The 24,929-nt window shown below is 40.4% G+C and carries 14 protein-coding genes and 1 pseudogene; all 15 read left to right on the forward strand.

Translation table 11 applies throughout. The features are described 5' to 3' along the window. Positions 1-204 precede the first annotated feature (204 nt). The gene (gene gap / locus IPL35_06145; protein MBK8443004.1) at positions 205-1,221 is read left to right on the forward strand and encodes a type I glyceraldehyde-3-phosphate dehydrogenase; all 1,017 of its coding nucleotides are present in this window, start codon (positions 205-207) and stop codon (positions 1,219-1,221) included. Between the two features lie 89 nt (positions 1,222-1,310). After that, a pseudogene (locus tag IPL35_06150) lies at positions 1,311-2,506 on the forward strand (phosphoglycerate kinase). A gap of 382 nt (positions 2,507-2,888) precedes the next feature. Continuing rightward, complete coding sequence (rsmH, locus tag IPL35_06155) at positions 2,889-3,791, forward strand: 16S rRNA (cytosine(1402)-N(4))-methyltransferase RsmH (GenBank protein ID MBK8443005.1); 903 nt, start codon at positions 2,889-2,891, stop codon at positions 3,789-3,791. A gap of 112 nt (positions 3,792-3,903) precedes the next feature. Beyond that, positions 3,904-4,284: a hypothetical protein gene (locus IPL35_06160; GenBank protein ID MBK8443006.1), complete on the forward strand. Its 381-nt coding sequence runs from the start codon at positions 3,904-3,906 to the stop codon at positions 4,282-4,284. 22 nt (positions 4,285-4,306) lie between these two features. After that, positions 4,307-6,466, forward strand: a complete 2,160-nt coding sequence (locus tag IPL35_06165; protein ID MBK8443007.1) for a transpeptidase family protein — start codon at positions 4,307-4,309, stop codon at positions 6,464-6,466. Between the two features lie 122 nt (positions 6,467-6,588). Beyond that, positions 6,589-8,064 (forward strand): UDP-N-acetylmuramoyl-L-alanyl-D-glutamate--2,6-diaminopimelate ligase, encoded by a 1,476-nt coding sequence (locus IPL35_06170; protein MBK8443008.1) that lies wholly within the window; start codon positions 6,589-6,591, stop codon positions 8,062-8,064. 91 nt (positions 8,065-8,155) lie between these two features. Beyond that, complete coding sequence (locus IPL35_06175; GenBank protein MBK8443009.1) at positions 8,156-9,406, forward strand: phospho-N-acetylmuramoyl-pentapeptide-transferase; 1,251 nt, start codon at positions 8,156-8,158, stop codon at positions 9,404-9,406. Positions 9,407-9,491: 85 nt separating this feature from the next. Further along, complete coding sequence (gene murD, locus IPL35_06180; GenBank protein ID MBK8443010.1) at positions 9,492-10,847, forward strand: UDP-N-acetylmuramoyl-L-alanine--D-glutamate ligase; 1,356 nt, start codon at positions 9,492-9,494, stop codon at positions 10,845-10,847. A gap of 67 nt (positions 10,848-10,914) precedes the next feature. After that, positions 10,915-12,105 (forward strand): FtsW/RodA/SpoVE family cell cycle protein, encoded by a 1,191-nt coding sequence (locus tag IPL35_06185; protein MBK8443011.1) that lies wholly within the window; start codon positions 10,915-10,917, stop codon positions 12,103-12,105. Between the two features lie 6 nt (positions 12,106-12,111). Further along, positions 12,112-13,224 carry an undecaprenyldiphospho-muramoylpentapeptide beta-N-acetylglucosaminyltransferase gene (murG, locus tag IPL35_06190; GenBank protein ID MBK8443012.1) on the forward strand — a complete coding sequence of 371 codons (1,113 nt, stop codon included), beginning with the start codon at positions 12,112-12,114 and terminating at the stop codon, positions 13,222-13,224. A 241-nt stretch (positions 13,225-13,465) separates the two neighbouring features. Beyond that, positions 13,466-14,818, forward strand: coding sequence for a UDP-N-acetylmuramate--L-alanine ligase (locus IPL35_06195; protein MBK8443013.1), 1,353 nt, complete (start codon positions 13,466-13,468; stop codon positions 14,816-14,818). A 180-nt stretch (positions 14,819-14,998) separates the two neighbouring features. Then, a complete protein-coding gene (locus tag IPL35_06200; GenBank protein MBK8443014.1) occupies positions 14,999-15,811 on the forward strand; it encodes a hypothetical protein in 813 nt (270 codons plus the stop codon). Positions 15,812-15,904: 93 nt separating this feature from the next. Continuing rightward, positions 15,905-17,437: a cell division protein FtsA gene (gene ftsA, locus IPL35_06205; GenBank protein ID MBK8443015.1), complete on the forward strand. Its 1,533-nt coding sequence runs from the start codon at positions 15,905-15,907 to the stop codon at positions 17,435-17,437. A gap of 217 nt (positions 17,438-17,654) precedes the next feature. Further along, on the forward strand, positions 17,655-19,304 hold the full coding sequence (gene ftsZ / locus IPL35_06210) for a cell division protein FtsZ (GenBank protein ID MBK8443016.1): 1,650 nt from the start codon (positions 17,655-17,657) through the stop codon (positions 19,302-19,304). Between the two features lie 676 nt (positions 19,305-19,980). Beyond that, on the forward strand, positions 19,981-24,780 hold the full coding sequence (locus IPL35_06215) for a hypothetical protein (GenBank protein MBK8443017.1): 4,800 nt from the start codon (positions 19,981-19,983) through the stop codon (positions 24,778-24,780). The last annotated feature ends 149 nt before the right edge of the window (positions 24,781-24,929 follow it).

The raw sequence follows: 24,929 nt of genomic DNA on the forward strand, positions 1-24,929 counted from the left end.
AGATAATATGATTTTTTTACATATTTGCAACATTGTTGCATTTTTAAATATAAAAAAGAAATTTCTTTATACTGATTGCTCCAAGAGCAGCGAATTTGCGTAAAATTAACAGAGAAGGCTGTATTCGGCGTGTTTTAATTCAAAAAAAATAACGACCTTTGCAGCATTATTTTTCTACATTTATATAAAAAATTATTGTATATTATGGCAAAAACAAAAAGTAGCAAAAAAATTCGCGTTGCCATCAACGGCTTCGGTCGTATTGGTCGTATGGCGTGCAAATTACTTCTCAAAAAAGATAATATAGAATTAGTGGCTGTGAACGACCTCACCGACACCCGCACTTTGGCGCATTTGTTTCAGTACGATACCGCTTTTGGTCGTTATGCGGGCAAGGTGAGTTTTGATGAAGACGAAATCGTAATTGACCGCGACCGTATTAAAGTTTATAAAGAAAAAGACCCTACCAACCTGCCTTGGGCAAAACATAAAATTGATATTGTGCTGGAGTCCACCGGCTTGTTTACCAAAAAAGAAGATGCCGAAAAACATATTGCTGCCGGTGCGAAGCGCGTAGTTATTTCTGCACCTGCCAGTGGCGGCGTAAAAACCATTGTGCTGGGTGTAAATGATGATTTGTTGAGCAAAGATGATTTGGTGATTTCCAATGCTTCTTGTACTACCAACTGCCTCGCTCCTATGGTAAAAGCCTTAGATGATGCTTTCGGTGTGGAGTATGGGTTGATGAACACTATTCACGCCTACACGCAAGACCAACGTCTCCAAGACTCGCCCCATAAAGATTTGCGCCGCGCCCGCGCTGCCGCTGTCAATATTATTCCTACTTCTACCGGAGCAGCCAAAGCCGTTGGCGAAGTATTGCCGCACCTCAAAGGCAAACTCACCGGTATTTCTATGCGTGTGCCTGTAATTACTGGCTCTGTTACCGACTTCAACTGTATTTTGCGCAAGCCCGCTACCGCCGAAGAAATCAATAAAGCCGTAAAAAAAGCCGCTTCTAAAATGAAAGGTGTGCTGCATTACAGCGAAGATCCCTTAGTATCCAGCGATATTGTCGGCGACCCGCACTCTTGCATTTTTGATGCCGAGCAAACTACCGTTATCAATAATATGGTAAAAGTAGTGGGCTGGTACGACAATGAAGCCGGTTATTCCAATCGCATTGCCGACCTCATCTCCAAATGGGGCGAAATGTTGTAGAAAATTATCTTTTTATTATATTTTCTTTTTTATATAAAACTTTGGCAAGGCAGCATTAGCTTTGTCAAAGTTTTTTTCAATTATATCAAATGAAAACCGTAAACAATTACAATTTCGCCAACAAAAAAGCCCTTGTTCGGGTAGATTTTAATGTACCCTTAGATGCTAACCTGCAAGTAAGCGACAATACCCGCATTGTAGAAGCCTTGCCTACCATTCGCAAAATGTTGAATGACGGCGGTGCTGTCGTTCTGATGTCGCATTTGGGCAGACCCAAAAAAGGACCCGAAGACAAATTTTCACTCAAACATATTGTAGGCGAACTCTCCTCGCTTTTGGGAGTTCCCGTTTATTTTGTAGAAGATTGTGTGGGCGAGGAAGTACAATCCACCATTGATGCGCTCAAATCGGGCGAAGTGCTATTGCTCGAAAATCTGCGTTTTTACAGTGAAGAAGAAAAAGGCGACCACGTTTTGCTCAAGAACTTTCTGAATTGGGCTGCGATGCGTATGTAAATGATGCTTTTGGTACTGCCCACCGCGCCCACGCTTCTACGGCAGTAATCGCCGAATACTTTGCTCCCGAACATCGTATGTTTGGTTTGCTGATGGCTCGCGAAATCGAAAACGCCCAACGTGTATTGCAGCAAGGAGAGCGTCCGTTTACGGCAATTTTGGGCGGCGCAAAAGTATCGGATAAAATTTTGCTCATTGAGAATCTGCTCGACAAAGCAGATAATATTTTGATTGGCGGCGGTATGGCTTATACTTTTTTCAAAGCGATGGGCGGCAATATTGGCAAATCGCTGTGTGAAGAAGATAAGTTGGATGTGGCAAAAGATTTATTGCAACAAGCCAAAGCCAAAGGCGTACAATTATTATTGCCGACAGACAGTATTTGTGGCGATGCTTTTTCCAACGAAGCACACGTTGTAGCCTGTCCTAGCGACCGGATTGATGCGGATTATATGGGCTTGGATATCGGTTCAAAAGCTATCGAAGCCTTTGTGCAGGTAATCGGAAACTCCAAAACCATTTTGTGGAATGGTCCGATGGGGGTGTTTGAAATGCCGAATTTCCAAAATGGTACGCGCCAAGTGGCGTTGGCAGTAGCAGCAGCCGGCGAAAAGGGTGCTTTTTCGTTGGTAGGTGGCGGCGACTCGGTGGCTGCCGTTAAACTATTTGATTTGGAGGAGCGCATTAGTTTTGTGAGTACGGGCGGCGGTGCTTTGCTGGAGTTTTTTGAAGGAAAAACTTTGCCCGGTATCGCAGCAATAGAGGCATAAATATAAACATATCAAGAAAATACACAAAAAGCACCATAATATGGTGCTTTTTGTGTATTGGAATTTGCTTTTTGATAAAAATCAGGAAAATTCGTAAATTATAGATAAATTATAAACCTAAAATAAAATAAAAATATAATTTTTATTAAGTAATAATAAAAATTTTAAAAATTATTTTATCAAACAAAATCTTTATAATCAATAACTTATGCAAATAATTAAGAATTTAAAAAATAATTAACTTAAAAAAAATTAATTATTTTTTTGACGATAAAAAATATAATTTTATCTTTGTGATACCTTAAACCTTTTTTCATTTGCCGAGAAATGGGTATCACTTCAAACCCGTGTGCCCCATTCACAAATGACAGCTTTTTCAGGTATGAAACCTCTCTATCATCAAGCCGCCCTTCTTTCTGAAAGCATCACAGCTTTAGCAATCCAACCTGATGGCATCTATGTAGATGTCACCTTCGGTGGTGGAGGGCACAGCAGAGCTATCTTAGGGCAATTGTCGTCCAAAGGCAAGTTATTTGCTTTTGACCAAGACGAAGATGCTACTGCCAATGCCTTGTATGATGAGAGGTTTCGCTTATTGCCTTACAACTTTCGCTATATACAACGCTTTTTAAAAGTAGCGGGTATTACGCAGGTAGATGGTATTTTGGCAGATTTGGGCGTATCTTCTCATCAGTTTGATAGTGCCGAGCGCGGTTTTTCGTTTCGCTTTGATGCAGGATTGGATATGCGCATGAGTCAAAAAATGCCGCTTAGTGCCGCCGATGTACTCAATACTTATGACGAAAAACGCCTCGCCGACTTGTTTTTTCAATACGGGGAGGTGAAAAGTGCCCGCAGATTGGCGGCGGCAATAGTGCAAAGCCGCAGACAAAGCCCTATTCGCAGCACCGGCGATTTGCTCACACTTATCAACAGCGTATTGCAAAACAGCGGCAACTCAGTGTATGCCCAAATTTTTCAGGCGTTGCGCATTGAGGTCAATGAAGAATTGCAGGCTCTGAAAGAGATGCTGACGCAAAGTGCCGAATTGTTGCGCCCAGAAGGACGTTTGGTTGTTATCTCGTATCATTCGCTGGAAGACCGATTAGTAAAAAACTTTATGAAACACGGCAATTTTGAAGGTATCTCGCAAAAAGATATTTACGGAAAAGTTGCCGCCCCACTCAGTCCCCTGCACCAAAAAGTAATTGTACCCGCCCCCGCCGAAATCAGCAGCAACTCCCGCGCAAGAAGCGCGAAATTGCGCAGTGCCGTAAAAAATTAGTTCTTACTTGCAATTTTCATTGAGATAAAGTTTATACTTTTGTGGTAATCAATTTTTTATCTTAAAAAATCAAGCCAAGCATATTCTTTTTACTTTTATTTCAATATAATTTATGCCGCCAGATTTTACGACCCAACAACAATTTTATCAACACAACACACACAAGTTCAATCGTATGAACACCGCCAAACGTGTTATCAAAAACTACATAGCACGTTATACCGGACAATCCTTTGTAGATAATCATTTTTCTTATGTTCTTTTTGTGATGTGTTTATTGTTGATATATTCCTATTTTGCCGCACAAGTGGAAAGATTGCGCTTTGATAAAAAAGAACTGATTAAAGAACTCAACGAGCAGCACTACGAATACATCAGTATTTTTTCGGATATTCAACGCGCTACAAAACCGTCCAATATAGATACAAAAGTACAGGAGTTAGGTTTGACTGAACAAGGCGCACAACATGAAGTTCTCACTTTATCCAAATAACACCAAAATAAAACACAAAACTATGACGAAGGTTAATATACGTCAGGATATTCACGGACGTGCCTTTGTATTTGCAGGTATTTTAATGATTATCGGCATTTTGTTTATGTTGCGTTTGGTAAAAATGCGAAGCGTGGACAAAAGCCATTGGCAAGCCTATAAAAATACCACGAAAACCAAAATAATAGAAGGAGCACGCGGCACTATTTATGATAATCACAGCAATATATTGGTGAGCAGTGTAGAGCATTTTGATATTATCTGGGACGCTCGCACGGTACATCTTGATACTTTAAAAAAATATTTACCGACTTTGTGCAAAAAATTAGCACAATTTGCACCCCAAAAAACAGCAAAAGAGTACTATGCACTGATGTCAGAAGCATACAATAAAAATAATCGCTATTTGAGGCTTTTTAAAAATTTGAATTATGAAGAAAAACAATATTTGCTCACTTTGCCTATTTTTAAATTGGGCAAAAACAAAGGTGGTTTTATAGAAGAGCCTAACCGCACCCGAATCCACACTTACGGCGATGCCGGCGCACGCACCTTGGGATATTGGCGCAACGACACATCAAAAGTGGGTTTGGAAGGATATTATGACAAATTTTTATTGGGTTCTACCGAACCTGTAGAAATGACAAAACACCCTTCCGGCACTTGGATACCCAAAAACGATATTCATTATGAGCAACGCAACGGCAATGATTTATATACTACCTTAGATATACGAGCGCAAGATTTAGCGCATCATGTGCTGAAAAAAGCCGTACAACAACACCAAGCAGACCACGGCAGTGTAGTACTGATGGAAGTAAAAACTGGTAAAATATTGGCAATGGCAAATATTGCTACCAATAAAAAAGGAGAATACGGCGAATTTGAAAATCACGCCATCAGCGAAGCTATTGACCCAGGTTCTACTTTCAAACTCGCCTCTATGTTGGCACTGCTCAACAGCGGCAAAGCCAACTTGGATACCAAAGTGTATATTGATGCCCAGCAAGTACCTTTTTGCGACCACTTCGTGCGCGATGTAAAACCGCCGATTAAGGATACGCTTACCTTAGCAGAAGCAATGATTTATTCTTCTAATGTGGCTTTTACTAAATTGGTGTCTCAATATTTTGGGTTTCGTGGCGACCGCAACTGCCCGCAAGATGCAGAAAAAGACCGGCGACTCTCCAAAGAATTTATCCAATTACTCAAAGCTACGCATATAGATCAGCCCACAGACATAGATTTGAGCGGCGAAAAAGTAACTCCTATCAAATCACCCGATGACGGCAAAAGAATATGGAGCGGTATTTCGCTGCCCTGGATTGCCTACGGCTACGAATTGGCTATCACGCCTATCCAAATTCTGTCACTTTATAATGCCATTGCCAACAAAGGAGTAATGATGCGCCCTTATTTAATGGAGCAAATAAAAAACGGAACTACAATTATAAAATCTTCAAAACCACAAAAAATAGCAACTGTCTGCGACTCCAAAACCGCTTTGCAAATTACGGAAGTACTTAAAAAAGTGGTACAAGAAGGAACTGCAAAAAACCTAAAAGATGCCATTGTACCGATTGCGGGCAAAACCGGCACCACACAACTCAGAGGCACCGACAAAAAAGAATATCAAGCCTCCTTTGTGGGTTTTTTTCCGGCAGATAATCCGCAAATTTCCTGTATTGTCGTCATTAATAAACCGCAAACCGGCTCGTATTATGGGGCAGAAGTGGCTGCTCCGGTATTCAAAGAATTGGTGGAAAAATATTATCCGCTTGTACAGCATCAATACAACCGCTTGGAGAACAGAACGGAACCAACAAATTATATTGCAGCAGCACCGCCTTTTAAAGCAGGTAATCGCGCCGACATTCAGAAGTTTTTTAAAAAACATATTCACAGCCGATGGGAAGATGCAGATACCATCTATGGCGACTGGATACAAACCACTGAACACAGCGACACGCTTAGAGCAGAAACTCGTGCAATACCAAAAATACAACAATATATTGTCCCTAATGTAGTGGGTATGGGCTTAAAAGATGCCTTGTTTTTATTGGAAAATCAGGGATTGAGAGTACATTTTTCGGGCGTTGGCACTATCAAACACCAGTCTATACAACCGGGAACACCTATCAGCAACGGACAAAATATCAGCATCAGGTTGTCGCCTTCCTAAAACGAAAGACATATCATTGATTTTTTTATTTTTTTTTAAACATAATAAACTATTGGTTTTAAATACTTTATTTATATAAAAAACAAATTAATATATTATTGTATTTTTCCTCATAAACATATATGAACATTTTGTTGCAAAACGCTCTGAAAGATATTGAGTATATCCGACTTCAGGGCGATTATATTTCCTCAATACAGATACATCAGATTACTGCCGACTCGCGACAGGTTGGAAAGAGTAGTATTTTTGTAGCAATAAAAGGCACTCAAAGCGACGGACACCAATATATAAACAAAGCGGTGGACCAAGGTGCAGTGGCGATAGTATGCGAGGAAATACCGCCGCAGATACACCCGCAGGTGCTGTATGTGCAAGTAAAAAATAGTGCCGCTGCTTTGGGCAACATCGCTGCCAATTGTTGCGGAAACCCCTCCAAATATTTAAAAGTAGTGGGTATTACCGGCACCAACGGCAAAAGCACCATCGCTACGTTGCTGTATCATTTATATTTGCAGTTGGGCTACAAAACGGGGCTTATTTCCACCATTCGCTACATGGTACACCGGCGCGAATCAGAAGCCACACATACTACACCCGATGCAGTTACTTTACAATCTTTATTGGCAGAAATGGTAGCCGAAGGCTGTGAGTATTGTTTTATGGAGGTTAGCTCCCACGCAGTAGTACAACAGCGCATAGCTGGTTTGCATTTTACAGGTGCTATTTTTACTAATTTATCGCACGATCATTTAGATTTTCATAAAACTTTTGATGAATATCTGAAAGCAAAAAAAATGTTTTTTGACCAGTTGCCTGCTACTGCTTTTGCATTGAGTAATATAGATGATAAGCGCGGCAATGTAATGCTGCAAAATACGGCAGCACACTGCTATACTTATGCGCTGAAATCTTTTGCCGACTTCCGGCTGCGCTTGGTGGAGCAAACACTCGGCAGTATGGTGCTGGAAATAGACGGAAAAGAAGTACACACACGCCTGATGGGTGAGTTCAACGCCTACAATTTGTTGGCAGTATATGCAAGTGCTGTTTTATTGCACAGCGACCCTACTGAAGTGCTGCAAGCCTTGAGTTTGTTGCAGGCTGCCGAAGGGCGTTTTGATTTTGTGGTGCAGCGCAACCGCCGTATTATGGGTATTGTGGATTATGCACATACGCCCGATGCTTTGGAAAAAACCCTCCACGCCATTCAGGAGTTGCGGCGGCACAACGGCGGCAACCATATTATTACCGTGGTGGGCTGTGGCGGCGACCGCGACCGCAGCAAACGCCCTAAAATGGCGGCTATTGCGGCTTCGTTCAGCGACAAAGTGATTTTAACTTCCGATAATCCGCGCACCGAGTCGCCGCAGGCTATTTTAGATGATATGAAACAAGGCATCAACAGCGAACACGCCCACAAAACACTGAGCATAGAAAACCGCCGCGAAGCCATAAAAACCGCCGTGATGCTCGCTCAAAGCGGCGATATGATTTTGGTGGCAGGTAAAGGACACGAAAAATATCAGGAAATTAACCACATCAAATATCCTTTTGATGATAAAGAAGAACTAAAACAGGCATTAGCATTAGATTAACTGTATATTTGCTTTTTGGTATAAGTCTGTCGCAGACACAGTCGTTTTATTATATATATATTTTATTAAAAGCAGTCATGCTTCTGTCAATATGCTCTACTATCTGTTTGATTTTTTAGATAAACACTACAATTTTGTAGGAGCCGGATTGTTTCAATATTTGACGTTCCGCTCACTTATTGCTGTGTTGATAGCCCTGTTGATTTCTTGGGTTTTGGGGGGATATTTTATCAATACACTCAAAAAATTGCAATTTAAAGAAACTATACGCACTTTGGGGCTGCCCGGCGAAGAGAAGAAAAAAGGCACGCCCACGATGGGCGGCATTATTATTTTAAGTGCGATTTTGTTGCCTACCATATTGCTGTGCCGTTTGGATAATGTGTATGTGTGGCTGATGATTATTATTACTTTGTGGCTGGGTTTTATCGGTTTTTTAGATGATTATATCAAAGTATTTAAAAAAGATAAAGAAGGACTCAAAGCGCGTTTTAAGCTGATAGGACAATTTGGTGTGGGTATTTTGGTGGGTGCAGTGATGTATTTTCATCCTTCAGTGGTCATTCGCAAAGAAATCAGCACTACACCCCAGATTCAAGTGGCACACGAAGTACAACGACACCAGGAGCCGTTTAACGGGCGCACCGTAAGCGACTATCGCGCTCCGCTCAGTACTGTTCCTTTTTTAAAAAACAGCGAATTTGATTACAGAAAAATTATTTTCTGGGCAGATGAAAGCACACAAATGCGTTGGGCGTGGCTCTTGTATATTCCTTTGATTACGCTTATTATTGCTTTTATTTCCAATGGTGTTAATCTCACCGATGGTATTGATGGTTTGGCAACGGGCGTATCGGCGGTGGTCATGCTCACCCTCGGCATACTGGCGTATGTGTCGGGCAATTTCATCGCCGCCAAGTATCTCAATATTATGTACTTGCCAAATACGGGCGAGTTGGTCATTTTTGCAGCTGCTTTTATGGGAGCGTGTATCGGTTTTTTGTGGTACAATTCCTATCCAGCTACCGTATTTATGGGAGATACGGGCAGTTTGGCAATCGGCGGCATTGTTGCGGCTTTTGCCATTATTATTCGCAAAGAGTTTTTGTTGCCCGTATTGTGTGGCGTGTTTATTATAGAAAATTTGTCGGTGATGGTGCAGGTTTCTTATTTTAAATATACTAAAAGGAAATACGGCGAAGGCAGGCGTTTGCTGAAAATGTCGCCGCTACATCATCATTACCAAAAACTCAATATGCACGAATCTAAAATTGTAACGCGATTTTGGATAGTGAGCATTTTATTGGCGATAATTACCCTGATGCTTTTGAAAGTAAGATAATATAACAAAAATTGCCGCCTTTGACGGTATATTTTTCAAAACCTATCAAAAAAAAGTTACTTGTAAATTATTCATACAGCAACTGATGAAACAGCAAAAAATTGCGGTGCTCGGCGCGGGCGAAAGCGGTGTAGGAGCAGCGATATTGGCACAACAAAAAGGATTCGAGGTGTGGGTGTCGGATATAGGTGCAATTTTGCCGATATATAAAGCGGAATTAGAACGATATGGCATCGCTTATGAAGAAGGGCAACATACCGTAGAGCGCATCTGTGATGCCGCCGAAGTCATCAAGAGTCCGGGTATTCCTGAAAAAGCCGGCTTAATACAAGTGCTGCGCCAACGCAGTATTCCCATTATTTCCGAAATAGAATTTGCAGCCCGCTATACCAAAGCCTTCATCATCGCCATTACCGGAAGCAACGGAAAATCTACCAGCACTCAACTTACTTACGAGTTGCTGCGCGATGGGGGTTTTGATGTGGGATTAGGCGGCAATATCGGTGATAGCTTTGCCAAACAAGTGGCTCTTTTTCCTGAAAGAGCCTACTATGTGCTGGAAGTCAGTAGTTTTCAGTTAGATGATTCCTTGCATTTTAAACCCGATATTGCGCTGCTGCTTAATATTACTCCCGACCACTTAGACCGCTACAACTACGACTTTCAGCAATACATAGCGTCTAAATTCCGAATTATTGCCAACAGCACCGCCAACGACTGGTTGATTTATTGGCAAGATGATACTGCTATTCAGCAATATTTACAAAGCCGTAATTATGCCGTGTGCCGCGCTCCTTTTGCTCTCTCCCAATATCGCGACAATTATATTTATATTACACACAACGATACACAACTCGCCATTGACCTGCAAGAAACGAGCCTCAAAGGAAAACACAACGCCCTGAATATGATGGCTGCCGTAAAAGCCGCATTGTTGGTGGGTGTGACAGAAAAAAGTATTCGCCACACACTAAAAAACTTCAGCGCGTTGGAGCACCGTTTGGAGCCGGTGGCGACTGTGCGCGGTGTACAATACATCAACGACTCCAAAGCCACCAACATAGACTCGGCGTTTTTTGCTTTGGAGGCGATGCAACAACCGGTGGTGTGGATTGTGGGCGGCACTGACAAAGGCAACGATTACAGCCTATTAAATGATTTGGTACAACAAAAAGTGCGTGCTATTGTGTGTTTGGGAAAAGACACTCAAACCATTGAAAATGCTTTTATCGCTATACAGCACAATCTGGTGCATACCCGCTCTATGGCAAGTGCCGTGCATGTGGCACAAAGCTACGCACAAGCCGGCGATGTGGTGCTTTTGGCACCTTGCTGTGCAAGTTTTGATTTATTCAAAAACTACATAGACAGAGGCAGACAATTCAAAGCACAAGTATTGGCTTTATTGGCAGCTTCCGAAACCGATGCAACGGCACAGTAATTATATAATATTACTATACTTATACTCTTTTTCTTTATTTCATCACCCCAAAACCATTTTATTTTTTATGCAAAGTAAATTTATTGACAGAATTACGGCTATGGAAGGTAATCGTTGGATATGGGCGATTATTACCTTATTGATGGTATGGTCTATTTTATTGAGCTTTAGCACCCTGAGCAGTTTGGCATATAAAAACTATTCGGGCATATTGAGTTATGTAATGAATAAGCATGTTGTTTATTTAGTAGTAGGTTTATTGATGGTGATGATCATACACAAAATTAATTATCGGAAATACACTTTATATACCAAACATATCTTAATATCGAGTATTGTACTGCTAATACTTACATTAGTGATAGGTAAAGAAGTAAATGGTGCTGCACGCTGGTTAGAAATTCCCCTTATCGGATTTCAGTTTCAAACTTCAGAATTTGCCAAATTAGGATTGGTCATTTATTTAGCGCATTTAATATCTGTCAAACGAAAAGAAACAGAATCTTTGGAAGTGTTTTTGAGTGGTATTTTCCCGACTTTTATTATTGTGCTGTTCATAGCTCCGGCAAATTTATCATCAGCCCTGTTGATGTTTATGGTAGCGATGATGATGATGTTTTTGGGGCGTTTTAATTTAAAATATTTGGCTATTACTGCCGGAGGTTTAATAGCTGCCTTGATAATGGCCATTGGAATTTTAGCATTTATACCCGACTCTTATCTGAAAGATACAGGGCGTGTTTTAACATGGAAACACCGTGTTTTGGGAGATGGGGGAGCAGAAGAAATAGGTTTTCAAGAACAACAAGCCTACATTACGCTCACCGAAGGAAATTTCTTTGTGGGTACAGGAGCAACTTATACACCTCAAGCCACCGCTTTGCCTTATGCTTATAACGATTATATTTTTTGTATAATTGTAGCGCAATTTGGTTTGTTCGGGGCATTTTTGATTATTACCATTTATATTATGCTGTTTATAGCCTGCATCAATATTTTTAAAGACAGCGAAGGCTCTTTCGGGGCTTTGTTGGTGCTGGGGCTGAGTATGCTGATTGTGGTGCAAGCCTTTGTGCATATCGCCGTGAACATAGGTTGGTTTTTTCCTACCGGTATTACGCTGCCCTTGGTGAGCAAAGGGGGCAGCTCTATATTTTCTACCTGTATTGCCTTGGGCATTATTTTGAGTGTAAGCCGCTACAACGAAAAAAAACGCAGCCTATCCACTTCTCATCACAAAGCCCAACCTACTATATAAAATAATATGACAAAATCAGCACCTCTCAAAGTAATTATCAGTGGCGGTGGAACGGGCGGACATATTTTTCCGGCAATTGCCATTGCCAATGCCATCAAAACAAAAGTACCCGATGCTGATATTCTGTTTGTGGGTGCGCAAGGGCGTATGGAAATGAAAAAAGTACCCGATGCGGGTTATCCGATTGTAGGGCTATGGATTAGCGGCTTGCAGCGAAGTTTGTCTTTACAAAATCTGAGTTTTCCTTTTAAAGTAATTTCCAGCTTGTGGAAGGCAAACAGGATTTTGAGCCGTTTTAAGCCACAGATTGCCATTGGTGTGGGCGGCTATGCCAGTGGAGCTTTGTTGCAGGCGGCAGTTTGGCGAAATATACCGATATTAATACAAGAGCAAAATTCATATCCGGGCATCACCAATAAAATTTTGGCACGCCACGCCCGCTGTATTTGTGTAGCTTACGAAGGGTTGGAGCGTTTTTTTCCCGCTGAAAAAATATGCTTGCTCGGCAATCCGGTGCGCAGTAGCATCAGCAATGTAGCACTGCTCAATCCGCTTGCAAGCAAACAACTGTTGGGGTTTCGCAGCAATGCGCCTCTGCTTTTTGCTACCGGCGGCAGTTTGGGAGCACGCGCCCTCAATGAAGCCTTAGCTCAAAATTTACCGACCATACGCCAATATGGTTTGCAATTGCTTTGGCAATGTGGCGAATATTACTACGAACAATACCGACATTTGGAAACATCGCACGCCGATTGGCTAAAAATAGTACCTTTTGTAAAGGAAATGAACCAAGCCTACGCCGCCGCCGATTTTATTCTTTCAAGGGCGGGTGCACTTTCCATCGCCGAACAACAAATTGTGGGAAAACCTCTGATATTGATGCCCTCGCCCAATGTAGCCGAAGACCACCAAACCGCCAATGCTATGGCATTGGTGGCACAACAAGCCGCTTTACTCCTCAAAGATGCCGAAGCAACAGCGCAATTACCCGCGTTATTGCACCAATTACTCCACAACACCGAAATGGCAGAACAGCTGTCTGCTAATTTAAAAAAAATGGCAAAAACAGACGCAGCAGATAAAATTGCGACTCAAGCAATATTTTTGGCAAAAAATTAAGTAAATTTTTTTTAAGTATTTTTTAAGTTTTATAAAAAAACAGATACTGGTTTACAATGGTTTATAAAAATTTGCTTAAAAAAATTTTTAAAATTATTTTGAGGTATTGCCAATTTAGTCTATATTTGCTTGCATATTTACTTAAATCATAATATCAGCCGTATTTAAAATTATTTTCTACTACTTTACGATACCACAGCATTTCTTTTCTGCCTTTTCTTCATTCTTAAAAAGAATTTCTTTGCTCCCTTTTTCCGACATATCACATATTTATTTCATCGGTATCGGTGGTATTGGTATGAGTGCCTTAGCGCGTTATTTTGCAGCACAGGGTATTCAGGTAGCAGGATATGATAAAACGCCTACCCCTCTGACCGCAGCTTTGACAGCGGAAGGAATGGATATTCATTTTGAAGATGATATTAACCAATTGCCGGAGCATATAGATATGGTGATTTATACACCGGCTATTCCTGCTAATCATAGCGAATTGAATTATTTGCGCGAAAAAGGATACAAAATTTATAAACGCTCGGAGGTGTTGGGAAAAATAAGTGAAGGTAAATATACTATTGCCATTGCAGGCACACACGGCAAAACCAGCATTACTGCTATGGTGGCTTTTGTTTTGAATTATTGCAAAGTGAATTGTACTGCCCTGATTGGCGGCATTGCCCGCAATTTCAACAGCAACTTTATGGGTGGCAACGATGCTGTGATGGTATTAGAAGCTGACGAATACGACCGCTCCTTTTTACGGCTGCACCCGAATATCGCTGTTATTACTGCCTGCGATGACGATCACCTCGACATTTACGGCACAGGTGCAGCTATGCGTGATGCTTTTGAAGCATTTACTGCCAATATAGTGGAAGGTGGCACCCTCATCATCAAAAAGAATCTGCCTTTGCAAGTACGGGCAGAGCGTGTTTATACCTATCATTTAGATGATGTACAAAGCAATTATTATGTGAGCAACATAAACATCGAAGATGGTGTATATCATTATCAAATTCACAGCGAACACCTGCCTGATGCCACATATTGCGGTGCCACGGCAGCTCTGCTGCGCATTGGTGGCATTCACAATATAGAAAACAGTGTGGCAGTGTGGGCGGTAGCGCAACAGCTAAATTTGCCCGCCGACCAAGTAATTGCCGCTATTGCTGCTTTTCAAGGTATTAAAAGACGATTTGAATATATACGCCGTTCAGAAGATTTAGTGGTGATTGACGATTACGCCCATCATCCTGCCGAAATCAGTATGCTGCTCAAATCTGTGCGTGCCCTCTACCCTGCCCAAACTATACGGGTAATATTTCAGCCGCACCTGTACAGCCGCACCCGCGATTTGGCACAGGGCTTTGCGGATAGTTTGGCTCTCGCAGATGAAGTATATTTGTTGCCCATTTATCCGGCACGCGAAATTGCAATATCCGGTATTACTTCCGAGTGGCTGGCAAATATGTTGCCCAATTGCAAAGGAGTAATAAACAAAATACAAGCGCGCGAAATGATGCTGCATACCCCCAAAGGCATTTGGTGTACGGTAGGAGCAGGAGATATAGACCAAATATTAGACATTTATTTTTAATGCAATTAATTTTTTTAAAAAACACTTATCAATGTAACATTCACGAACATAAACGTCTAATAATATACTTTTTATTTGAAATATATATTTTTTTTATAAATTTATTAAAAAATATAATGTATCAGGAACGAAAAAGATGATGTTTTAGTTTTTGTATAAAAGTTTATAAATAACAAAGAGATGAACCCGCCAAGCTATTCATTCTTTAAAAATATTGCTGATTTTATTGCCCGCAGTAAAAGTATTTCCCTATTACTGGTGGTATTGGTATTGGTATTTACAGGATTTACTTTTGTGCAACAAAATAATACCTTGTGTACGGATATGAATATTCGTATTAAAGAAGAAGGAACACGAAATGTACAATTTTTAAATATAAAACAAATTGAAAACTTAGTATTAGATACCTTAAAAAAAAGCCCCATTCACCAGCGCATTAAAGATATTAATCTACATGCCATAAAATCCAAATTAGAACAGCATTATTATATACAAAATGCAACAGTACATTTAGGCATACATGGCGCATTGAATATTGATGTATCTTTGCAAAAGCCTATTATCCGCATCATCAATCAGCATCACGATTCATTTTATATCACCAATACCGGATTCAAAATACCGTGTTCCACAAAATTTACGGCGCGTGTGCCTGTCATCACCAACTATCAAAGTAATAATAAAAAATATTCAGGCGCGCTTCAAAATGAACAAGAACAGGAACTATGGAAATTTATCAGTATTTTGCATAAAAATACTTTTATATATGAAATAACAGACCAGATAGACATGAGCAACAAAGATAATATATTATTGATTCCGTTTTTTAAGCAACAAGTTGTGGAATTAGGAGGTATAGAAGATATACAAATAAAACTCAGAAAATTGCAAGTATTTTACGAACAAGTAGTATTCAAAGAGGCTCAATGGAATACTATAAAACGTATAAAAGCACAATATGCCGGAAACATAACTGTTAGTGAAAGTTTATAAATATTGCAGTTCTGTTGATATCTATGTTATAACAATTATTTATCATCAATAAAGAAACCTTCCTGAGCTTACCTTTAAATTTTTTAAAATTCTATGCAATTACACTCTACTCACCTCTCAACCTCATCTACCAACCATTTAGATAAAATAGGTGTCGGCTTAGATATAGGTACTACCAAAGTTTGCATTGTAGTAGTTCGTTATAATGCACAAGGTATTCCCGAAGTAATCGGCTTCGGCTACGCGCCTTCAAAAGGCACGGCAAATGGCGTTATTAATAATATTGACCAAAGTGTAATGAGTATCGCCAAAGCTAAAAAGATGCTCTTGCAACAAGTTCCTTTTGTAGATTTGTCGCATTTGGTGGTCGGTATTGCCGGACAGCATGTAAGTAGCATCTGGGCTGATTTTTCTATTTCAAGAGATGATACCAATGAAATAGAACAGGTGGATATAGAAAACCTGAATAAAGAAGCGCATCGGGTGAAATTAGACCCCGGCAAGCGTATCATTCAGGTAATTCCGCAAGAATACACCATAGATGGGGAATCCGGAATTATTGTTCCTATCGGTATGTCGGGAATCCGCCTTTCAGCTAAGTTTCATATCATTACCGGTTTTGAGTCTTCTATTAAAAATATCCACCGTTGTGTGGAGCTTGCCGGAGCCAAAGTAGAAAAATTGGTATTGGAGCCTATTGCTTCATCACTTGCAGTGCTTGACGATAAAGAGCGCGAGGCTGGTGTGGTATTGATAGATATGGGCGGCGGCACCACTGATATTGTAGTCATACAAAGCAACATTGTTCGTCATAGCGCAGTCATTCCTCAAGGAGGCAACTGTATTACGCAGGATATAGCGGACGGCTGCAAAATTATGAAAGATTCAGCGGAGGAAGTGAAAATAAAATACGGAGCTTGTGTATTATTGGAAGAATTTGCAAATGAAGTTATTGTAATTCCGCATGTAGCCCGCGAATGTCCACCCATAGAAATTACCCGTCATCAATTGGCACAAATTATATTGGCGCGTATGATAGATATTTTCAGATTGGTATTAGATGAAATTATTAATTCGGGATATGCGCGAAAACTGCATGCAGGTATTGTATTAACCGGAGGCGGCTCACAATTGGCGTATATTAAAGACTTTTTGAGCGTTTATAGTGGTATGCCGGTACGCATCGGAACACCCAACGAAAACATCGCTTCCAACCAACCTCTTTTCAATAAAGATGCTGCTAAAACATTAAAAGATCCTTCTTTTGCCACATCTATAGGATTGGCACTTTACAGCCTCAATTATCAACCTACACACTTGATAAATTCGGATAAACTCCACCCGCAAACCAACGCAGAAGATAAAGAAAAAAATGTATCGCCTGCCGCTACGGGTGCTATTTCCGAAGTGCCCGCCACGAATGCCGTGGTATCCGAAATTCCGGCAGCAGCAGAAATTTTGAAAGAACAGCAGGAAAAAACAATAAATACAGATATAACATCTACCAATAATGCAAGTACTAAATCCCGCTCATCACCTTTTAGTGATTGGATGGAAAAAATAGGTTCTTGGTTAAAGCAGGATAACGATGCTTCTGAATTAGAAGACCCCGAATTCGACAAGTAAAGGAAGATGCTTTTATTACAATTATTTAGTTTAACGTAGCTATATATCATTACAATTGAGTAATTTAACAATCAAAACAAATAATTAATTATCAATACGTTATAACAAATAAAAAAAAGTTTTTATTAGCATCATAATCTATATTTGTATAAAAAAATATTACATCTATTTTAAATTAAGTATTAACTTTACCTTTGAAACGCCAAGTTAAGTAATTATGAATATTGAATTTGACATACATGAAGAAATACCTTCTATTATAAAAATAATAGGAGTAGGTGGTGGCGGCTGCAATGCTGTTATGCACATGTACGCACAAGGAATCGTAGGGGTCAACTTTGTGGTTGCCAATACCGATGCTCAAGCCTTACAAGCCAATCCGGTACCTACTAAAATTCAATTAGGACCCTTAAAAACAAATGGGCGTGGAGCTGGCTCCATTCCCTCTGTAGGGCGTGATTCAGCATTAGAATCTATAAAAGAAATAGAAAAAGTACTGGGCGACGGCACAGATATGGTGTTTATTACTGCCGGTATGGGGGGTGGCACCGGTACTGGTGGTGCACCGGTAGTAGCCGAAGTTGCTCGCAAAATGGGTATTTTGGTAGTGGGTATTGTTACTTTGCCTTTTGACGATGAAGGTCCGCGCCGCCGCAAACAAGCAGAAGAAGGCATAGAAGAATTGCGCAAATTCGTAGATACTTTAATCATTATATCTAATGATAAATTAGTAGATATTTACGAAGATTTGCCTATTACCGCCAGTTTGGCAAAAGCTGATGAGGTATTATTGACGGCAGCCAAAGGTATCGCCGAAATTATTACCATACACGGAAAAATTAATGTGGATTTTGAAGACGTAAATACCGTAATGCGACAAGGCGGTGTAGCAATGATGAGTACTGGCATAGGCGAAGGTGAAGACAAAGCTATCAAAGCTGTACAGGCTGCACTCAACTCACCACTTTTGCAAGACAATCAAATTAAAGGAGCACGCCATGTGTTGTTAAATATGGTGTATGGCAATACGGAAATTACGATGGGCGAAAGCAAAGCCATTCGTTCGTATGTGCAAGAAGTTGCCGGACACGAAGCTGATATTATTTGGGGCTTGTGCCAAAAAGAAGAATTAGGCGATAAAGTTGCTGTCACTTTGGTAGCTACCGGTTTTTCTTCTGAAAAAAAAATTCCTTCCACACCGATCATACATGATGACATCTGGAAACGGCAGGAAGAGCTGAAACGTAAAGCGGAAGAAGATACACGCCTTGACGAAGAAAAACGTGCCGAAGAAGAGGCAGTACAGAAAGCCGAAGAAGCAGCACGCAAAGCCGAAGAAGTACGCGTCGCTGAAGCAGCAGCAGTACGCAAAGCTGAAGAAAAACGCGCCGCCGAAGAAGCAGCACGCAAAGCTGAAGAAAAACGCGCCGCCGAGGAAGCAGCACGGGTTGCCGCCGCTCAAAAAGCCGCCGAGAGCATCCCTTTCTCCATTAGCAATAATGGCACATCAATACGCAGCTCTACTCATTTAAAATTGGGAATCGGCTCTTTACCTGCGAGTGGAAATAGCTCTGAGAAACAATCGGAAGATACTCAACCTTTGCGCCCTTTGAACGATGAAGACAAAAATAAATTGAAAAAACTTATAGATGAACGCAATAACAACAGACCAATACCTCCTAGTTTAAACGATGCTCGCAGAACAATGCCGCCTCTGAATACAGAAGAAGTCTTGAAGAAAAGTACTCATACACAAGACAACGAAAAATTATCATCTATATACTTGGCTAAAGACCCCGATACGGACGAAGTAGAACCCAGAAAAACAAGCAACTCTTATTTGTCAGACAAAGAAATGCTGGATTAAAAAATATAAGATATAAAATTATAACAAAAACGCCCTTTTAAGGATAAAATCTTAAAAGGGCGTTTTTTTATTAAAAAATCAAACTCTACGTATAATAATATCACAATTGACAAGCAAATATTAAATTTTAAATAATTATTAATTTTTTATATGTATAATTATTGACATTATCAAAACTATTTTTTCACCTGATAAAATTTATAAAATTTCATCAGACAATTCTAAAGATTGTTTAATACAGAAAAAAACTACATATTACATAATAAATATGTATTAATAATTAATCATTATATTATTAAATAAACATACAAAAATAAATATAAAACTAAAACAACTTTAAAATGCTATAAATCTATGTATTAACAGTTTGGCATTGTCTTTGATAAAGACTTTTATAGAATAAAAAAATGCCAAGTTATGAGATATTTTATACTATTATTTAGTTGTTTCATTCTATATTATACAACCGTACAAGCAGAAGATGGCGGTATATGTATAATAGATTTGCGCGGTACTTCTTCGTCCGGGTGTACCCAAATTAGATACTTTAGTTGCTTGCGGAAAGGCGGATACATTAGCACTTCAAATTAATGCTCCGGCTGACGCAAACTTACAAGGTGCCAGTTTACGTTTAGATTTGTTTCCGGGGCTTACTTATGCAGGCTTTGTATCCACAATGCCCAACGCTCCCATTAATCAAAGTATTTTATCTACTCCTGAAGAGCCTGTTTTCAACTTGCCTACTATTGCGGCGGGTGATAGTTTAAGGATATTTATCGGGTTGAGTGCTGGTTGTAATGTTGCCCATACTTGGCAGGCTCTGCAACCCATCAATAATACCTATATCCTTAATTATTCAGGCGGTACATTCTCTTACACTCCTCCTTTGGAGTATAACACGAGTATTTATGTTCCTATGCTTAATATCATTGATATGCAGCCGGATTATCCGATTATGAATATCAACGATACTTATACACGCGAAATAACCGTTTCGCAAGATGGTTTATATGCCTACTTAGATAATTTTACTTATATAAGTGACCATCACGGAGGGGTAGAAATATTGAATATGATTGTTACCAACCCTGAAAACGGCTTGTCGGCAAATCTTTCATTTACAGATAACGGCAGCAATGCCATTGCACAAATAACACCCAATATTATGATGTTGTTGGGATTACAGCCGCCTGTTAATGGTGCTGATTTGGGTTATATGATAGAAACTCAACAATTGGTTATTTCGGAGGAAGTAAAAGTAGTTGATTGCCAACCTGACTACCAATTAACTGATTTTAAATTCTCGTGGGGCTGTGGCGGCGAACTGTGTGATACAGCTATTTATACCAATGGTTATAATATAGGGCAGGGTTTGCCGGAATTAAATATTGCTATCAGTAATCAAAGTCCGGCTACTTTATGCGAAAATAATTTTGTAGAATATACTGTAAGCAATATAGGGGGCGAAATTTTAGCCAATTCAGGGTATGCCCGCGACTTGGTAATTACTTTTAAAACGGACTGTGACGATATTGCTTTTGCCGATATTTATACACCTGTTGCTTTTTCTATAAATGGTACACCCGTTAGCGGAAATGGTGCTTTATCAGCAGATGGTAGCACCTACATGTTTACACTTAACAGCCTGAATTTTTTACAGGATATTAACGGAGATGGCATTAATGGTGAATTGCCGATTAACAGCAGTTTTACATTTCGTTTTGAATATGAAAGACATTGTTTTTCAAAAGATTGTCAGAGTGAAAATGTTGGATTAAACTGCCCTGCCAATTTACTTTTTGCAATAGCTTATGCCGACCAGTGCGAAATACCACGCTTGCCCAAGCAGCATACATTACTCAATATTGTGGATCAACCCCTCTCGGCTTCGTACATAGAAGGAACACCAACTATTGTGGGTTCTCCGCAAACTGCTACTTATCGTTTTTGCTACAACTATATGTTTGGCGGTATCGGTTGCCCTGACGGCTCTGTAAATTTATATGTAACTTCGAGTTTGGCTGATTTAGTGCCTACCTCTGCCACTATTGATATCGGCGACAACATAAGCCCTGTGAGCATCACCAATATGGGCGACGGCACTTACAGAATCAGCGGCGGAACTATCGGCAGTGCCACCCAAATTATTCAAGATTGCTGGGATATTACTTTCCAATTCAACGACAGCCGCCCCTGCGGACCGCTATTAAAAGAAGAATTAAATTTTAATGTGCAATACGAATGTAGTTGTGCCGATTGTTTATCCGACCGCGTATGTGAAGATTACGAAATTTTTATCTATAATAACTGTCCGGGTACTTGCGAAGGTATGACGACCAACGATTTTTCTATACAGCGCACCACTTTCAGTTGGTCAGATGAATCGCAAAGCTCCTTAGTCACTGCTGCTACACCGGAAGTGGCTTTAGACCGCGCCTACACCTGCGACCAAGTGCGTTTAACTTTAGATGGTGGCATCAGCAATATGCCCGCCGGACTTACTGAATTTACAGGAGGCGGCGGAGTAATAGGGTTTTATACACCCGAAAATATTGTTCCTTACGAATTTAACAATGCTACTTTGGTTGTAAATGGTTTGGCACTCACTTGTGCCATTCAACCGCCAAGTGTAGCTACCGTACAAGATGCTCTCGGCAATGATGTCGTGCAGTGGAGTTTCAATTTTGATGCCTGTCTTGATGCCAATAATATCGCCCTAAAAGACGGCGATGACATACAGCTCATAGTAGATGCGACTGTAATAGAAGCAGTTGGCTACACACCTAATCTTACCATTACACAAACGACTGGTTTATTATATGCTACCAATGAAGCAATTACATCTGCGTGTATGGAGGTTATTAAAGATTTTTATGTGTCCACCCCGCGTGTTCAACCTTTTGTATATATGAACACTACCGACATAGGAGGTTGTTCGGGCAATATAGAGGTTGTGGGAGCAATAGAAGTGCCCTCAGCAAGCGGCGATGATTTTCCAAATGAATACCGCCCTTGGTTTGGAGATATTGAAGCCACTGTATTCAATATCGCCGATGGCTATAGCTATATCGCAGGCAGCGGCTCATTAGAAATTGTTACATTAAACAACAACGGCGACCCTATAAGTACTACAATAGCAATAGAACCCATATCTCAAAATGGCGGCACAGAATTAGTTTTCAGCAATACAGGCACCTCCGCTTGGCCTATTCCTGATAAAGAAATGGGTGGATATGTGTATAAATTCAAATTCAATATGCTGCCTTCTTGTAAATCAGGAGTGAGTGGCAATGTGAGTTTCAAATACAATTTATTCAACCATTATTATGCCTTGCCGTTTGATGGTTCCTGTATGCAGCCTGAAGAAAAAGAAAATATAGTTAGCTTTAATTATACTGCACCTTATTTTGCCATTGATGTACTCACGCCGGTCGTAGAAGGAATCAATAAAGAAGCTTCATGGCGTTTGCGTATTTGCAATTTAGCCGAGCAAGATGCTGATTTCTCTTGGGTAGCTTTCGAAACACCTTCCGGATTAATTGATTTTACATCTTGCAGCGAAATAACCAACAATGCCAATACCAATTTACCGCTTTATGAATATGGCTTTAATAATGATAATATTTGGGTAAATATGGGGCATTTTGCAGCCAATACCTGTAGAGAAATAGAACTTAGTGCAACCTACTCTACTTGTGTTTTAGATACGATTGATGTGAAAAGTGGTTGGGATTGCAACGCAGCCAACTTTATTAATCCTGATGCTGACGGCGGCTGTTTTGGTATTCAGATTCCTGCCCAATTACAATTACAGCCCGAACCTACCTCCATACAGGCATCTTTGGTTACATACTCCGACACCATCGCCGTTTGTGACGAAGCATATTTTGAAGTAGAATTTAAAAACGTAAGTCTGGGAACGGTATATGATGTGAACTTTGATGTAGTTATTCCTTTACAAGGTGCTGAAATTATCCCCAATAGCATAGAATTTGCTTATACTACCGAAGCACCTTGGATACCACTCAATCTGACCAATTTACAACCAATAGAAAGCACTATTTTGGGGAATGTATATCGTTTTAAAGCAACGGACTATAATGATATATTAGCTTCTGATGGCTTAATAGGCGTTCCTACTCCGGGCGATACGCTCAACCGCTTCAAGATAAGGTTGCGGGTAAATACTAATTGTGAGTTTCGCTCGGGGGATATTTTCCGATTCCGTGCTTTTGGAGTCAATTCTTGTGGGGCTTTCACCGATGGTACACTCAATGGCGCTCAATTGTTTATAGAAGGAGCAGATGCCCCCTACAATACACAATTAGCACTGCAAAGTACGCCTATACGCCCTTGTTCCAGCGAACCGGTAGTATTTACTGCCACTGTACAAAACTTTGGTCCTCAACCAACAGGCAGCTACGACTTTGCACGGGTACGACTACCTCAAGACATTGAATATATACCTGGAACTTCCTCTGCTATTATCCCAAATTCTTGGGCAATACAGGAACCCTTGGCGGATAACTCTACCGGATTTCAAGAATTAAACTGGCAATTACCGCCCAATATGCCTGTCAATACTACGGCTCAATTTACTTTTGAAGTAGATGTAAAAAGTGCCGATCTCAACTGCGGTGCAGAAACTTATGTGGTAGAAACCTACACCTATGGCGTAGCTACCTGCGAAATTAATGGTGATATACAGGAGTGTTTTCTGCAAACACTCACCGGAAACTCTAATTTCTCTTTAATTACAGAAAAGCCCAATATCGTTTTCTTAGAGAATAATATAGACGTATATGCTACCTGTACAAATGGCAATTATGAAGAAATTAACAGCATCATCTCGCTCCAAAATACAGGTATTGCAACTTTGGAGGGTAGTGTTATTATTTTAAAATATATCCACGACAAAAATGGAAACGGCACCTATGAAGCAGGTATTGATGGCTTAGTGGGTAATTACACCTATCCCAATGTTATTCAGCAGGGCGAAATCGTCAATATCAATTATTCGTTTTTAGCGGCGGCAGGGCAGGCTTGCCCTATTTTATTAATGATTGATGAAGGACAAAATTGTATATGCGCTACAAATTCTTTGGATATTCCGAATGTTCGCTATTACAATGCAGGTGAAAACACCTCTATTTGCTCCGGTACACCACTCGAATTGGGTTGTAGTACCGTTGCAGGATATACTTATCAATGGCAGTTTCCAGCTTCTAATACCGGACAACTCAGCTGTACCGATTGTGCCAATCCTACTTTGACTATCGTCAATAATGGTACACAGCCTATCAGCGAAACCTATACCCTCATCACACAACGAGGCAGTAGCGGAGGTTGCATATCTCAAGAAAGTGTTACGATTACGGTAAACCCGCAATCTACCATTATGGATAATCCTGTTTTCTTATGCGAAGGGGAAACCCTTCAGCTCAATGCACCTACTATCGGCAGCGAATATAGTTAGGTTCCACTCAACGGCTTTGGCAATCCCTATATTGCCAATCCGGTTATTACGCCTCCGGCGGGCATTACCACTTATACAGCCACCTATTTAGATGCTTTTAATTGTGAAGCTACTTATTCCATACAAGTAAATGTAGAGCCTACGCCCGA

This window comes from Sphingobacteriales bacterium (genome assembly GCA_016711285.1).
Lineage (GTDB): Bacteria > Bacteroidota > Bacteroidia > Chitinophagales > UBA2359 > JADJTG01.

What these genes read in the sequence shown, in the direction of transcription:
- IPL35_06165 (MBK8443007.1), top strand. Translation starts at nt 4,307, where the DNA reads ATGACGAAGGTTAATATACGTCAGGATATTCACGGACGTGCCTTTGTA.
- IPL35_06160 (MBK8443006.1), top strand. Translation starts at nt 3,904, where the DNA reads ATGCCGCCAGATTTTACGACCCAACAACAATTTTATCAACACAACACA.
- IPL35_06170 (MBK8443008.1), top strand. Translation starts at nt 6,589, where the DNA reads ATGAACATTTTGTTGCAAAACGCTCTGAAAGATATTGAGTATATCCGA.
- ftsA (MBK8443015.1), top strand. Translation starts at nt 15,905, where the DNA reads ATGCAATTACACTCTACTCACCTCTCAACCTCATCTACCAACCATTTA.
- IPL35_06175 (MBK8443009.1), top strand. Translation starts at nt 8,156, where the DNA reads ATGCTCTACTATCTGTTTGATTTTTTAGATAAACACTACAATTTTGTA.
- gap (MBK8443004.1), top strand. Translation starts at nt 205, where the DNA reads ATGGCAAAAACAAAAAGTAGCAAAAAAATTCGCGTTGCCATCAACGGC.
- IPL35_06200 (MBK8443014.1), top strand. Translation starts at nt 14,999, where the DNA reads ATGAACCCGCCAAGCTATTCATTCTTTAAAAATATTGCTGATTTTATT.
- ftsZ (MBK8443016.1), top strand. Translation starts at nt 17,655, where the DNA reads ATGAATATTGAATTTGACATACATGAAGAAATACCTTCTATTATAAAA.
- IPL35_06185 (MBK8443011.1), top strand. Translation starts at nt 10,915, where the DNA reads ATGCAAAGTAAATTTATTGACAGAATTACGGCTATGGAAGGTAATCGT.
- rsmH (MBK8443005.1), top strand. Translation starts at nt 2,889, where the DNA reads ATGAAACCTCTCTATCATCAAGCCGCCCTTCTTTCTGAAAGCATCACA.
- murG (MBK8443012.1), top strand. Translation starts at nt 12,112, where the DNA reads ATGACAAAATCAGCACCTCTCAAAGTAATTATCAGTGGCGGTGGAACG.
- murD (MBK8443010.1), top strand. Translation starts at nt 9,492, where the DNA reads ATGAAACAGCAAAAAATTGCGGTGCTCGGCGCGGGCGAAAGCGGTGTA.
- IPL35_06215 (MBK8443017.1), top strand. Translation starts at nt 19,981, where the DNA reads ATGCCCAACGCTCCCATTAATCAAAGTATTTTATCTACTCCTGAAGAG.